This window comes from Streptomyces sp. SID5643, from assembly GCF_009872555.1.
Taxonomy (GTDB): domain Bacteria; phylum Actinomycetota; class Actinomycetes; order Streptomycetales; family Streptomycetaceae; genus Streptomyces; species Streptomyces iakyrus.
The window spans coordinates 1-256 of the sequence record NZ_WWIC01000200.1 but is presented as its reverse complement, the minus strand read 5'-3'; the positions used below and the strand labels follow the sequence as shown (position 1 = coordinate 256).

Annotated in this window: 1 pseudogene; it reads left to right on the top strand. The window is 72.7% G+C overall.

The window, feature by feature from the left end:
* Positions 1-256: pseudogene (locus GTY56_RS22580) on the top strand (AAA family ATPase); the annotation flags it as partial.

Below are 256 nucleotides of genomic sequence, written 5' to 3'. Positions count from 1 at the left end.
TCGATGGTCGGCCTGGAGCCGGTCAAACGGCAGGTGCGGGCGCTGTCCGCGCAGATGCGGATGGCCCGGCTGCGTGAGGCGCAGGGGCTGCCCGCGCAGGCCCCGAAGCGACATTTCGTCTTCTCCGGGCCGTCCGGAACCGGCAAGACCACGGTCGCGCGGCTGCTGGGCCGGGTGTTCGCCGCGCTCGGGCTCTTGGAGAGCGACCGACTCGTCGAGGCGCAACGCTCGGACCTGGTCGGCGAGTACCTGGGCC